The sequence below is a fragment of the Rhodococcus sp. C-2 genome, from assembly GCF_027854095.1.
In the GTDB taxonomy this organism is placed as follows: domain Bacteria; phylum Actinomycetota; class Actinomycetes; order Mycobacteriales; family Mycobacteriaceae; genus Rhodococcus_F; species Rhodococcus_F qingshengii.
This window is the reverse complement of record NZ_JAQGFI010000001.1, coordinates 565,524-578,762: the sequence shown is the minus strand read 5'-3', so window position 1 is coordinate 578,762 and position 13,239 is coordinate 565,524. Positions and strand designations below refer to the sequence as shown.

15 protein-coding genes are annotated in these 13,239 nt (G+C 62.2%); 1 reads left to right on the top strand and 14 read right to left on the bottom strand.

Annotated elements, in window-relative coordinates; genetic code table 11:
* The 14 genes from nuoK to PCS43_RS02515 form a co-directional block, all read right to left on the bottom strand.
* Entirely contained in the window at positions 1-300 is a 300-nt protein-coding gene (gene nuoK / locus PCS43_RS02580) for an NADH-quinone oxidoreductase subunit NuoK (RefSeq protein WP_003942238.1), read from the bottom strand.
* Positions 297-1,094 (bottom strand): NADH-quinone oxidoreductase subunit J, encoded by a 798-nt coding sequence (locus PCS43_RS02575; RefSeq protein ID WP_054827145.1) that lies wholly within the window; start codon positions 1,092-1,094, stop codon positions 297-299. The genes nuoK and PCS43_RS02575 overlap by 4 nt, the downstream gene beginning before the upstream one ends.
* Positions 1,091-1,648: an NADH-quinone oxidoreductase subunit NuoI gene (nuoI, locus tag PCS43_RS02570; protein ID WP_007735146.1), complete on the bottom strand. Its 558-nt coding sequence runs from the start codon at positions 1,646-1,648 to the stop codon at positions 1,091-1,093. The genes PCS43_RS02575 and nuoI overlap by 4 nt, the downstream gene beginning before the upstream one ends.
* Positions 1,641-2,981 (bottom strand): NADH-quinone oxidoreductase subunit NuoH, encoded by a 1,341-nt coding sequence (gene nuoH / locus PCS43_RS02565; RefSeq protein ID WP_054827146.1) that lies wholly within the window; start codon positions 2,979-2,981, stop codon positions 1,641-1,643. The genes nuoI and nuoH overlap by 8 nt, the downstream gene beginning before the upstream one ends.
* Positions 2,978-5,407 (bottom strand): NADH-quinone oxidoreductase subunit G, encoded by a 2,430-nt coding sequence (locus tag PCS43_RS02560; protein WP_209908384.1) that lies wholly within the window; start codon positions 5,405-5,407, stop codon positions 2,978-2,980. The genes nuoH and PCS43_RS02560 overlap by 4 nt, the downstream gene beginning before the upstream one ends.
* Positions 5,404-6,723 (bottom strand): NADH-quinone oxidoreductase subunit NuoF, encoded by a 1,320-nt coding sequence (gene nuoF, locus PCS43_RS02555; RefSeq protein WP_050655787.1) that lies wholly within the window; start codon positions 6,721-6,723, stop codon positions 5,404-5,406. Before nuoF ends, PCS43_RS02560 begins: the two co-directional genes overlap by 4 nt.
* A 1-nt stretch (position 6,724) precedes the next feature.
* Complete coding sequence (gene nuoE / locus PCS43_RS02550; RefSeq protein WP_047271447.1) at positions 6,725-7,549, bottom strand: NADH-quinone oxidoreductase subunit NuoE; 825 nt, start codon at positions 7,547-7,549, stop codon at positions 6,725-6,727.
* The gene (nuoD, locus tag PCS43_RS02545) at positions 7,546-8,877 is read right to left on the bottom strand and encodes an NADH dehydrogenase (quinone) subunit D (protein ID WP_007735150.1); all 1,332 of its coding nucleotides are present in this window, start codon (positions 8,875-8,877) and stop codon (positions 7,546-7,548) included. The genes nuoE and nuoD overlap by 4 nt, the downstream gene beginning before the upstream one ends.
* On the bottom strand, positions 8,877-9,539 hold the full coding sequence (locus PCS43_RS02540; RefSeq protein ID WP_007735151.1) for an NADH-quinone oxidoreductase subunit C: 663 nt from the start codon (positions 9,537-9,539) through the stop codon (positions 8,877-8,879). The genes nuoD and PCS43_RS02540 overlap by 1 nt, the downstream gene beginning before the upstream one ends.
* Complete coding sequence (locus PCS43_RS02535) at positions 9,536-10,090, bottom strand: NuoB/complex I 20 kDa subunit family protein (protein ID WP_003942234.1); 555 nt, start codon at positions 10,088-10,090, stop codon at positions 9,536-9,538. Before PCS43_RS02535 ends, PCS43_RS02540 begins: the two co-directional genes overlap by 4 nt.
* An 80-nt stretch (positions 10,091-10,170) precedes the next feature.
* Positions 10,171-10,530 (bottom strand): NADH-quinone oxidoreductase subunit A, encoded by a 360-nt coding sequence (locus PCS43_RS02530; RefSeq protein WP_003942165.1) that lies wholly within the window; start codon positions 10,528-10,530, stop codon positions 10,171-10,173.
* A 211-nt stretch (positions 10,531-10,741) separates the two neighbouring features.
* Complete coding sequence (locus PCS43_RS02525; protein WP_042450864.1) at positions 10,742-11,134, bottom strand: Rv3143 family two-component system response regulator; 393 nt, start codon at positions 11,132-11,134, stop codon at positions 10,742-10,744.
* A gap of 180 nt (positions 11,135-11,314) precedes the next feature.
* Positions 11,315-11,749: an SRPBCC family protein gene (locus PCS43_RS02520; protein ID WP_003942203.1), complete on the bottom strand. Its 435-nt coding sequence runs from the start codon at positions 11,747-11,749 to the stop codon at positions 11,315-11,317.
* Between the two features lie 87 nt (positions 11,750-11,836).
* A complete protein-coding gene (locus PCS43_RS02515; RefSeq protein ID WP_003942206.1) occupies positions 11,837-12,316 on the bottom strand; it encodes a toxin-antitoxin system HicB family antitoxin in 480 nt (159 codons plus the stop codon).
* Positions 12,317-12,470: 154 nt separating this feature from the next.
* Here PCS43_RS02515 and thyX point away from each other — a divergent pair, with 154 nt between their 5' ends.
* The gene (thyX, locus tag PCS43_RS02510) at positions 12,471-13,223 is read left to right on the top strand and encodes an FAD-dependent thymidylate synthase (RefSeq protein ID WP_003942250.1); all 753 of its coding nucleotides are present in this window, start codon (positions 12,471-12,473) and stop codon (positions 13,221-13,223) included.
* Positions 13,224-13,239 lie beyond the last annotated feature (16 nt).

Genomic DNA, 13,239 nt, shown 5'->3' with positions numbered 1-13,239 from the left:
TCAGTACTTCAGCAGGTCTGCGTCGTCGACGGATACAGAACGCCGAGATCGGAAGATGATCATGATGATTGCCAAGCCGACGACTACTTCGGCCGCAGCTACCACCATCGTGAAGAAGGCGAAGATCTGGCCGTCCAGATTGCCGTGCATGCGCGCGAAGGTCACGAACGCCAGGTTGGCGGCGTTGAGCATCAATTCGATACACATGAACACCACGATGGCGTTGCGGCGCAGGAGGACTCCTGCAGCTCCGATCGTGAACAACAGGACCGACAGATACAGATAGTTCTCGGGATTCATCGCTGAGTCTCCTCACCGGTACTCGGATCCGGGGAACGCGGAGTGAGTGCGCTGCTGACGGAGAGCGTCGAGAACGTTCCGTCGGGCAACAGTGCCGGCATGTCCACTGCGTTGTGACGTGCGTACACGCCGGGACTGGGGAGGGGAGTGGCCGAGCCCTTGTCGGGATTGCTCTCATCGCTGCCCAGGTACGCGAACCGTTGCTGCGAGAGTTCGCGTTGGCTGAGTGTGGCTCCGATCTTCTCCCGATGCGCGAGCATCATTGCGCCAAGTGTCGCCGTGATCAGCAGTGCGCCGGTCAGTTCGAAGGCCCAGACGTAGCGGATGAAGATGAGATCGGCGAGAGCGTCGATGTTGCCCTGGTCGAGTCCGGTGAATCCGGTGAACCCCGAGATCGACGCATTTCCGAGGCCGCCGATAAGGAGTAGCCCGAATCCGACGCCGATCACGATCGCGCTGACGCGTTGTCCCCGTAGCGTTTCGACCAAGGAGTCCGAAGAATCCACGCCGACCAGCATCAGGACGAACAGGAACAACATCATCACTGCGCCGGTATAGACGACGATCTGGACGACACCCAGGAACAGTGCGCCCTGCACGATGTAGAAGACGGCCAGGATGATCATCGTCATTGCAAGGAAGAGCGCAGAGTAGACGGCCTTGGGGGCGGCGACCACGCCCAAAGCGCTGATCACCGCAAGGGTTCCGAGGATCCAGAACTGCACCGCCTCGCCGGTGGAGGTCGATGTCATCGTTCCCTCCGCCAGGATCGTGGTCGTGACCGCCGCGATCATTTCTCGGTCTCCGGGTTCGGCTCTTGCTCGGGTGCTGGCTGTTCGGGAGCTGCTGTGATGTCGCCGCGGTAGTAGTCGTCCTGAGTTGTGCCGGGACGCAGCGCGTGTGGTGGCGCTGCCATGTCGGGTTTCAGGGGCGCGAGAAGGCGGTCCTTCTCGTAGATCAATCCGGCTCGGTTGTCGTCGGTCATCTCGTACTCGTTGGTCATGGTGAGAGCCCGAGTGGGGCAAGCCTCGACGCAGAGGCCACAGCCGATGCACCGCAGGTAGTTGATCTGATACACCCGCCCGTAACGCTCGCCGGGGGAGAACCGTTCTTCTTCGGTGTTGTCAGCACCCTCGACATAGATCGCGTCGGCGGGGCAGGCCCAGGCACACAGTTCGCAACCGATGCACTTCTCGAGTCCGTCCGCATACCGGTTGAGTTGATGGCGACCGTGGTATCCGGGCGCGGTGGGGCGCTTCTCCTCCGGATAGAACTCGGTCTCGGGCTTCTTGAACATTGTCGAGAGCGTCACTCCGAAACCCGCGATAGGTCCGAGGAAATCAGGCATGGGAGTCCTCCGATGTGTCGGAAACATCTGTCCGCCGCGGCGGTGGCACGTTCTGACCCGGTAGTTTTCGGGTCGGCAGCGTTTGACCAGGTAGGGGTGGAACCGGGAAGCCGCCCGACATCGCATCGAAAGGCCGGGTCCCCGAATCGGGCACCAACGCGGCGGTTCGGCGTCGGCTGCGGTAAGTCCCTGCCAACACGATCAGGAGCGCAGCTCCGAGAACCAGTGCGACGCAGAGAAGTACGACCCAGGTGTTGTAACCCTCGTTGCGGAAGGCACGAACAGTCGCGATCACCATCACCCACACCAAGGCAGCGGGGATGAGAATCTTCCATCCGAGATTCATGAACTGGTCGTAGCGCAATCGAGGAAGCGTGCTGCGCAACCAGATGAAGACGAAGAGGAAGCCCCACACCTTGGCGACAAACCACAGCACCGGCCACCAACCGGAATTGGCGCCGTCCCACAGGTTGAACGGGAACGGTGCGTGCCACCCGCCCAGGAACAGTGTCGTGGCCAGAGCGGACACCGTCACCATGTTCACGTACTCGGCCAGCATGAACATCGCGAACTTGAGTGAGGAGTACTCGGTGTGGAACCCACCCACCAGTTCACCCTCGGCCTCGGGAAGGTCGAAGGGAGCCCTGTTGGTTTCGCCGACCATGGCTGTCACGTAGATCAAGAAGGACGGGAGGAGGAGAAAGACGTACCAGGCACCTTGTTGGGCGCTGACGATGCCGGACGTGGACATCGTGCCGGCGTAGAGGAAGACCGCGGCGAAGGACAGCCCCATTGCTACTTCGTAGGAGATGACCTGCGCGGTCGATCGAAGTGCGCCCAGTAGTGGATACGTCGATCCGGACGACCAGCCGGCAAGCACGATCCCGTACACACCGATTGAAGTCACGGCGAGGATGTAGAGAACTCCGACCGGAAGATCGGTCAGTTGCAGGGGTGAAAGGGTTCCGAAGATCGACACCTGCGGACCGAATGGGATGACGGCAAAGGCCATGAACGCGGGCACGACCGCGATGACGGGCGCGAGGAGATAAATCGGTTTGTCGGCGCCGGTCGGTGTGATGCCCTCCTTGAGGGCGAGCTTGATTCCGTCAGCGAGACTCTGGAGCATTCCACGGGGGCCGACGCGGTTCGGTCCGACACGCATCTGCATGCGTGCCATGACCTTTCGTTCCGCGTAAATTGCCACCAGCGGTGTGAGTACGAGGAACACGAAAATGGCGAGAGCCTTGCCGATCACCAACCACCACGGGTCGTGCCCGAACGCCGACAGATCGACCGGAGCTGCCACGGTCCCGTACTCGTGGGTGGTCATTGCGCTCCCGCCTTCGCAATCTTCACCACGGAACCCGCGGTAACGCAGAGCGTTTCGTAGATCGTGCTACCCGGTGAATTGAGCGGGAGCCAGACTGTTCGAGGCGGGAGTTCGGTGATCTCCAACGGTAATGTGATGGAACCGGATTCAGTCGACACCGCAACGTGATCGCCGTTGTCGGCGCCGATCTCGGCAGCGGTCTCGGCAGACAAACGTACGAGTGGGAGCCGTGCCGTACCCGCCAGGTTGGGCTCGCCGTCTTGCAATCGGCCGTTGTCGAGCAGCATTCGCCAACTCGACAACACTGCCTCGCCCAGTGCCGGTGTGGGCATGGTGCCTGACGGGACCTGAGGCGAGGTGGGGCGCGATCCGGACCAAGCGCCGAGGCGGTGTATCTCCGAGCGTGCGGAATCTGCGTCGGGTAGGCCCAGATCGATGCCCATCTCGGCTGCGATCGCGTGGAGAACGCGCTGATCCGGCATCACTCCTGTCGTTCTCAACGCGGTGTCGAACACGCGCTCGCGGCCTTCCCAGTCGAGGAAGGTTCCGGGCTTCTCGGCGACCAGTGCCACCGGGAAGACGACGTCGGCGAGTTCGGTGACTCCGCTGTAACGGATCTCCAAACTCACCACGAACCCTGCTGCTTCGATCGCGGCCCTTGCCTTCGCCGGGTTCGGGAGATCACTCAATTCGACGCCGCCGACAAGAAGGGCAGCAGTCGTCTGCCCCGGATCCAGCAGACTCGCGGCGTCGCGCCCGTCGGATGCCGGGATGGAGGCCCCCCACACTGATTCCACCTCCTGACGTGCTGCCGGGTCCGCAACGGGGCGTCCGCCGGGAAGCAATCCCGGTAGTGCGCCGGCCTCGACGGCGCCGCGATCACCAGCGCGGCGTGGGACCCAAGCCAAACAAGCTCCTGTCGCTTCGGCGAGACGTACCGCCGCGGCGAAGCCGCCCGCCACCTCACTGAGTCGTTCGCCCAACAGGATCACTGCACCGGGCTGCCGGAGGAGCTGGCCCTCCTCATTTCCAGGGCGAGCCAACGAATCCATCAGAGCTGCTTCACTTCCGGGTACGGTCCGAAGCAAAGAGCCGCCCATCTTCTGCAGGCCGCGCGTAGCGAATGGCGCGCTGGAGAGCACCGTCGTCTTGCCGAAACGTGCGGCCTTGCGCAGCCGCAGGAAGATGATCGGTGACTCCTCCTCGGGCTCGAGAGCTACCAGCAATGCGGCCGGGGCCGACTCGAGGTCCTGGTACGTCACCGACTCTTCGAGTGTGCGGCCGGCGACGTGTGCTGAGAGGAAACCTGCCTCTTCGGCAGAATGAGCACGGATTCGGAAGTCGATGTTGTTGGTAGCGAGAGCAACTCGCGCGAACTTGCCGTAGGCGTAGGCGTCCTCCAAGGTAGAGCGTCCGCCGACGAGTACGCCTGCGTCACCGCGGGCCTGCGCGAAGGATCGCGCAACGAGGTCGAGTGCCATGGGCCACGACGCCGGAATCAATTCGCCGTCAGCGTTGCGGATCAGGGGAGTGGTGATCCGATCACCTTGGGTCGTGTACGTGAATGCGAAACGGCCCTTGTCGCAGTTCCATTCCTCGTTGACTTCGGGGTCGTCCCCGGCGAGACGGCGGAGAACCTTTCCGCGACGGTGGTCCGTGCGCTGAGCACATCCGTCGGCGCAGTGTTCACACACGCTGGGGCTGGACACCAGATCGAACGGTCGCGCCCGGAATCGGTATGCCGTACTGGTAAGCGCGCCGACCGGGCACACCTGGATGGTGTTGCCCGAGAAGTAGGACTCGAAGGGCTCGTTGGCGTAGATCCCGACCTGTTGAAGCGCGCCGCGCTCGAGGAGATCGATGAACGGGTCGCCGGCGATCTGGCCCGAAAACCGTGTGCATCTGGCGCAGAGGACGCAACGCTCGCGGTCGAGCAGGATTTCGGACGAGAGTGGGATGGGCTTGGGGTAGGTCCTTTTCTCCTCACCGAACCGGGATTCGGTGCGACCGGTCGACATCGCCTGGTTTTGAAGCGGACACTCGCCGCCCTTGTCACACACGGGGCAGTCCAGAGGGTGGTTGATGAGCAGGAGTTCCATCACCCCGCGCTGCGCCTTCTCCGCCACCGGTGACGTGAGCTGTGTGGTGACGACCATTCCGTCCGCAACCGGTGTCGTGCAGGACGCCACCGGCTTGCGTTGACCTTCGACCTCCACGATGCACTGTCGGCACGCCCCGACCGGGTCCAGAAGAGGATGATCGCAGAACCGCGGAATCTGTGTGCCGATCATCTCTGCAGCGCGAATGATCAACGTGCCCTTGGGTACCTGGAGTTCCCGGCCGTCGATGGTGAGGGCGACTAGATCAGTGGGCGGTGCCGTGTCGGTCTTGGTGGCGTCGTTCTTGGTAGCGTCGGCTGCAGTCATGAGACGAACGCTCCTGTCGCGAGAACGGATCGGCGAGGATCGAACGGGCATCCGTTGCTGTCGAAATGCGCTACGTATTCCTCGCGGAAGTACTTCAGGGAGGACATGATCGGGCTGGTCGCTCCGTCGCCCAACGCGCAGAAGGATTTTCCGAGGATGGTGTCCGAGATGTCGAGAAGTTTGGTGAGATCAGCTTCAGTACCTGTTCCGCCTTCGAGCCGACGCAGGATCTGCACCAGCCAGTACGTGCCTTCGCGGCACGGCGTGCATTTACCGCAAGATTCGTGGGCATAGAACTCGGTCCACCGCAGCACCGCACGCACGATGCAGGTTGTGTCGTCGAATATCTGCAGTGCTTTGGTGCCGAGCATCGATCCCGCCGCGCCGACGCCCTCGTAGTCGAGTGGGACATCGAGATGTTCGTCGGTGAAGATCGGAGTCGAGGATCCGCCGGGAGTCCAGAACTTGAGGGTGTGCCCGGTGCGAACGCCGCCCGCGTAGTCGAGAAGTTCTCGCAACGTGATGCCGAGCGGCGCCTCGTACTGGCCGGGAGTGGTGACATGACCAGAGAGCGAGTACAACGTGAACCCCGGCGACTTCTCGCTTCCCATCGACCGGAACCACTCCGGGCCGCCCAGGACGATCGACGGCACACTCGCGATGGACTCGACGTTGTTGACGACGGTCGGGCAGGCGTAGAGGCCGGCGACGGCGGGGAATGGCGGCCGCAGTCGAGGCTGACCGCGTCGTCCCTCCAACGAATCGAGGAGGGCTGTCTCCTCACCACAGATGTACGCGCCTGCTCCGGCGTGCACGACGAGATCCAAGTCGAATCCCGAACCGAGGATGTTGCGGCCCAGGTATCCGGCCGCGTAGGCCTCGGCCACGGCGGTCTGCAGACGTCGCAGGACCGGGACCACCTCGCCCCGGACGTAGATGAACGCTTTGGCCGCTCGAATTGCATACGCCGCGATGATGACTCCCTCGACCAACGTGTGTGGGGTCGCCATCATCAACGGCATGTCCTTGCATGTGCCCGGTTCGGACTCGTCGGCATTGACGACGAGATAGTGAGGCTTGCCGTCTCCTGGCTTGTCTTCGGTGCTCTGTGGGATGAAACTCCACTTGAGGCCCGTCGGGAAACCGGCGCCACCGCGCCCACGAAGGCCCGCGTCCTTGACCGTTTCGATCACGGCGTCGGGGGACATGGCTAGCGCTTTGCGTAGGGCTTGGTAGCCGTCGTGACGAAGGTAGCTGTCGAGAGTCCACGAGTTCGGTTGATCCCAGTAGCGACTCAGGACGGGGGCGAGTGTCATGTCACTTCCCTTCGTCGGGAGCGTCGGCTGCTGAGGCCGAGCCGGGTGGGTTGTCGTCGTGAGATCGGCTGATACGCAGTCCGGCAAGAGTTGCCCCGCCGATTGTTTGTGCTTCGGCTGCTTCGATTCGCGTATCCGGGAAACCGGCCAAGGTGCGTGCGGTCTGTCGGAACGAACACAGTGTGGCACCGCGACTGGGTGTCACGCGCTCTCCGGCGCGGAGCGCATCGACGAGTGAGCGCGCCGATTCCGGAGTCTGGTTGTCGAAGAACTCCCAGTTGATCATCATGACGGGGGCGTAGTCGCACGCCGCATTGCACTCGATGTGTTCGAGGGTGATCTTGCCGTCGGACGTCGAGATGGAGTGTCCGCCTTCGTCTCTGGAGCCTGCTGACCCGAGATGCTCTTCGAGTGCTGCGAGGATGTCGTCTCCGCCCATGATCGCGCACAGCGTGTTGGTGCAGACTCCGACCAGATACTCACCCGTCGGACCACGGCGATACATCGAGTAGAAGGTGGAAACGGCGGCAACCTCGGCGCCGGTCAAACCCAGCTTGGCACTGCAGAAATCGATCCCGGCCGGGGTGATGTACCCGTCCTCGGACTGCACGAGATGAAGGAGCGGCAGGAGGGCTGATCGACTGGTGGTCGCCGCGGCGTCAGGCTCACGGTAACGAGCGATGACGGTTTCGGCATCGGCGTCGAGTCGGGCGAGTACGTCAGGCGGATAACTCGATCGTGCGCCAGGGCGTACCAGTTGCGTGGGCTCGTCCGGGCGCGGCCCGAGTTCGATGAACACCCGTGACGAGCCGTTCGGGCCGGTCATCGGTCCACTCCGCCCATGACGGGATCGATACTGGCAACCGAGGCGATCACGTCGGACACCATGCCTCCCTCGCACATCGCCGCTACCGCTTGAAGGTTGGTGAATGACGGATCCCGGAAATGGACGCGGTACGGCCGGGTTCCCCCGTCGCTGACCATGTGCACACCCAACTCGCCACGCGGGGACTCGACGGCGACGTACACCTGGCCGGGCGGCACGCGGATTCCTTCGGTGACCAGTTTGAAATGGTGAATCAGACCCTCCATGGACGACTCCATGATCTTGGCGATGTGCTTCTGCGAATTGCCGAGGCCATCCGGTCCGACAGCGAGATCGGCAGGCCAGGCGATCTTCTTGTCGTCCACCATGACCGGCCCCGGTTGCAGTTTGTCGAGGCACTGCTCGACGATCTTGAGGGACTCCTTCATCTCCTCGACACGGATGACGTACCTTCCGTAGCAATCGGATCCGTCGTGCGTCACGACGTCGAACTCGTAGTTCTCGTAGCCGCAGTAGGGCTGCGCTCGACGCTGATCGTGGGGGAGACCCGTGGCGCGTAGGACCGGCCCCGTCACGCCGAGCGCCATGCAGCCGGTGAGATCGAGATATCCGATTCCCTGGGTGCGGGCTTTCCAGATGGAGTTGTCGCTGAGCATCAGTTCGACGTCACGCAACCGTTTCGGTAGGACCTTCAACAGTTCTCGTACCTTCGCGACCGACCCGTCGGGTAGATCCTGAGCGAGACCACCAGGCCTGATGTAGGCGTGATTCATCCGCAGTCCGGTGATCGTCTCGAACACGTCCAGAATCAATTCGCGTTCGCGGAATCCGAACAGCATCGCCGTCACGGCGCCCAGTTCCATTCCACCGGTTGCCAGGGCGACAAGGTGCGACGAGATTCGATTGAGCTCCATCATCATCACGCGAATGACGGTGGCTCGCTCGGGAATGTCGTCGGTGATGCCGAGAAGTTTTTCGACTCCGAGGCAGTACGCGGTTTCGTTGAAGAACGGTGACAGGTAGTCCATTCGAGTAACGAAAGTGACGCCCTGCGTCCAGTTCCGGTATTCGAGATTCTTTTCGATTCCGGTGTGCAGGTAGCCGATTCCACACCGAGCTTCCACGACTGTCTCACCCTCGATTTCGAGAATGAGGCGCAAGACGCCGTGAGTGGACGGATGCTGCGGGCCCATGTTGACCACGATCCGTTCGGCCTCGCCAGTTCGCTGGCGAGCGGCCGCGGTGACGATGTCGTCCCAGTCCTGACCCGATGCTGTGACGACGGTTTCCGTCGTGGCACCGGAGTTGCTTCCTGTCGTCTCGTTCATCAGTTGTACGACCTACGCTCGTCGGGTGGAGGAGTCTGGGCGCCCTTGTACTCGACCGGGATACCGCCGAGCGGATAGTCCTTGCGCTGTGGGTGGCCCTTCCAGTCGTCGGGCATCTCGATACGGGTCAGGGCCGGGTGACCGTCGAAGACGATCCCGAAGAAGTCGTAGGTCTCACGCTCGTGCCAATCGTTGGTGGGGTATATCCCGACGATGGACGGAATATGTGGATCGGAGTCCGGCACGGACACTTCCAGTCTGATCCGGCGGTTGTGCGTGATCGAAGCAAATGGATACACGGCGTGGAGCTCGCGACCGGTGTCCTGCGGATAGTGGACTCCATCGACACCCAGGCAAAGTTCGAAGCGCAGTTCCGATTCGTCGCGCAGTCTGCGCGCGACCTGCGGGAGGTGAGACCGTTCGACATGCAGCGTCATCTCGTCTCGAAAGATCACTACCCGCTCGATTGCATCGGTGAAAGTGCTGCCCCCGCTGCGCAATGCGGCATCCAAGGAGTCCGCAACTTCGTCGAAGTATCCACCGAACGGTCGAGAGGCCTTGTCCTCTACTGAGATCGGCGGGGCGAGCCGGCTGTAGCCCGAGGTGTCACCACTGCCGCGGACCCCGAACATCCCCCTCGATCCGTTGTTGCCCGCGGTCATCGCAGAAGCCCCTTCATGTCGATGGTGGGGGTGGATGCCAGTGCGGCGCGCTCGGCTGCCGCGCGTGCCTCTTCGCGGTTCACGCCGAGGGGCATCTCCTGGATCTTTCGGTGCAGTTCGATGATCGCGTTCAGGAGCATCTCCGGCCGCGGCGGACAGCCGGGCAAGTAGATGTCGACCGGCACGATGTGGTCGACGCCCTGTACCACTGCGTAGTTGTTGAACATACCGCCGGACGACGCACACACACCCATGGCCAGAACCCATTTCGGCTCGGCCATCTGGTCGTAGACCTGACGAAGTACCGGCCCCATCTTTTGACTGACCCGCCCGGCCACGATCAGAAGGTCTGCCTGTCGCGGCGACGCGCGGAATGCCTCCATGCCGAACCGCGCCAGGTCGAAGCGACCTGACGTGGTTGCCATCATCTCGATCGCGCAGCACGCGAGCCCGAAGGTGGCAGGCCACAGTGATCCTTTGCGGGCATACCCTGCCAGGCCCTCGACAGTGGTCAGTAGAAATCCGCTGGGGAGCTTTTCTTCGAGACCCATATCCGACTCTTTTCAGTCGTAACAGCTGCGGTGTGACCGGTTTTGTCTGACGTATGTGTGCTGTACCTGTGTCCGCTGGCCTAGTCCCAACCGAGACCGCCTCGTCGCCATTCGTATGCGTATGCCACCGAGACGTTGACTATGAAAAGGCCCATCGCCGCGAGGCCGAACAAGCCGAGCGAATCGAAATGCACCGCCCACGGGTAGAGGAAAACGATCTCGATGTCGAAGATGATGAACAGCATTGCCGTCAGATAGAACTTGACGGGAAACCGCCCGCCACCGGCGGTACGGGGTGCCGGTTCGATTCCGCATTCGTAGGCTTCGAGTTTCGCCCTGTTGTACCGCTTCGGGCCGACCACGGACGCGAGAACAACCGACACCACAGCGAAGGCCATCGCGATGACCCCGAGGACGAGAATGGGGATGTAAGCGTTCATGTCACCCGAACTCCTCTCCGCTGTGCGGATGTCCGCCCAGCCCGAAGGTGCCGTTCGATTTCGATACTGCCAGCAATTCGATACTTATGTGACCTGCGACACCCACACTAGGGGAGGCCTCCGACATTGGGTTCGTTTTCGGGGTGCCGAGTTTCGCTCTCGAAAGTCCGAAGTAGTCGGCGCCGCAACGAATCACCGCTGCAACGGGTGCTCACCGGCTCAGTTGTCGACGCAGAAGCGCGATGACGGTGGAAGCAAGTTCGATCGGATCTATCGGCTGCGGCACTGAGGCTTCCGCTCTCGACCACGACGCCAGCCACGCATCGTCGGGTCGACCGGTCAGTACGAGGATCGGTGGACAGTCGGCGATCTCGTCCTTGAGTTGTTTCGCGACGCCCATGCCGCCCGCCGGACTCGCCTCGCCGTCGAGGATTGCGAGGTCGATTCCGCCGGCGTCGAGCTTGGCTACGACGATCGGTGCCGTCGCGACCTCGATGTAGTCGATGGTGGGCATCGACGGATGTGGGCGCTCTCCGAGAGCGAGCCGAACTTGCTCGCGCGTGTGTGCGTCGTCGCTGTAGACGAGGATGCGCACGGGTGCCATGGAGTTGGGCTCTGCGGTCTCGGCGGACACGCGGCCGACGTTACTCCGGGCGGTCCCCGGCTACCGGCGAATCTTCAACATCGGCAGGGACTTCCGCGAAAACACAGCTCGGCTTCACGGCAAACGGCCCTTACCCGGCGATGAACGCCGAAGTAAGGGCCGCCTGAATTGCGTGTGCGCTCAGAAGTTTTCGACGAACTTCGTCAGGCCCTTGCTCGCTGTTTCCAGGGCCGTCTTCTGTGCCTTCTTCACCAGGAAGCCCGGCAGCGGGATCTTGGGATCGATGGTCAGTTCGAAGGTGACTTTGGTTCCACCGTCGGTGGGAGTCAAGACGTACGAGCCGTCCTGCTGGTTCTGCTGACCGCTCTCCACGAGGGTCCAGGTCACCTTCTCGTCGCCCTCGAAGGTGTAGTCGACTACCTGCTCGTCGTTGATTCCCAGAATGGACACGGCCATGCGAACGCGATGGGGGCGACCGTCGTCGTGGGTGCTCTCGATGGTGATCTTCTTGTGTGCAGACGACCACTCCGGCAGCCGATCGACGGCTGCTACGGCCTTCATCACCGTTTCCGGATCAGCCTTGATCTCGAATTCCTTGACGCCCGAAACGGCCATGAACGTGCTCCTTCTCGCCTTGCGGCAACGGTTCGTGATTACTGCAGTTGCGCAATTAGATCATTCGGTGATCGGGTTGGCGTCGAGCTAGTCCATGCCGTTCTTGCGCATCTGGTCCCGCAATGCGCCCTGGACGGCTTGTGAAACCCACGAGTTGAGGGAGACTCCGTTCTGATTGGCGGCCTCCTCGGCGCGGGCTTTGATCTGCTCCATCATCCTCAACGTCACCCGGCTGATATCTCCGCTGACGTCGTCGAACGAGTAGGTTGAGTCCTTCTTCTCGTCGTCTGCCTTCTCGTTTGCACCCTCGCCGCCGGTCGAGTTCGGCGGGCGAACGACGTCGACCAGTAATTCGCTTCCGTCGAGATTGACCTTGACCTCTCGGTCGCCCAGCTTCGCCCCGATCTCCTTGGCCAGTTCCGTCGCCGCGGCCAACAAGACCAGGCGGACCGAGGGTTCGATGGCGGCGGACAACGACGCCGCAATCCGGCGCGTGTGATCGTCGCCGAGTTCGGCTGCAGTGGCGAGGTCGTTCTGCAGCTTTGCGGTGTACTCCGAAATGTCCATGACACCACAGTGGCGTCAAAAGTGACGTCAGTCAAGGATGTGATGACGTCACTCGGTATCGAGGGCGGTCGACCGCTATAGAGTTGCCCAGCACCTGAGGCGAACGGCGCCCGGGTTTCGTGCTGGTCGTTTCGTGCTTGTCGAGGAGTGGGTTGTGCCGAACACGGTGTCACTGAAAGTGCAGTTGGTGGCGAAGTCCGAGTTCTTCCCGCCCGAGGACATTCCGTGGGAGACGGACGCGGATGGTGGCGAAGCGCTGGTCGAGTTCTCCGGTCGAGCCTGCTACCAGAGTTGGTCCAAGCCGAATCCGCGAACCGCAACCAACGCCGGATACCTGAGGCATCTGCTCGAGGTCGGACACGTTTCGGTGCTCGAGCATGCGACAGTGAGCTTCTACATCACCGGTATCTCGCGCTCGTGCACTCACGAATTGATTCGTCACCGGCACTTCTCGTACTCGCAACTCTCGCAGCGATTCGTCCGTGAGAACGATGCAAACGTCGTCGTGCCTCCCGCTGTCGAAGGTGATCCCGAGCTCGAAGCACTGTTTCTGAATGCCACCGACGAAAGCCGTCGCGCTTACGGGGAACTGCTGACTGCCCTCGAAGGGAAACTGCAATCGGTGCCCGGTGCCCCGATGCGGGGCAAGCAAGCCAGGCAGGCTGCGCGCTCGGTGCTGCCCAACGCCACCGAGACGCGCTTGGTCGTGACCGGGAACTATCGGGCCTGGCGGCACTTCGTCGAGATGCGTGCCACCGAACATGCGGATGTCGAGATCCGGCGAGTCGCGGTCGAGTGCCTGCGTCAGCTTCGTGATGTCGCGCCAAATGTGTTCGGGGACTACGAGATTCTTCGCGGAAGCGACGGATCGGAAATTGCCGTCAGCGCATTTGCGGCCGAGTCGTGACTCGTGTGCAGAAGTA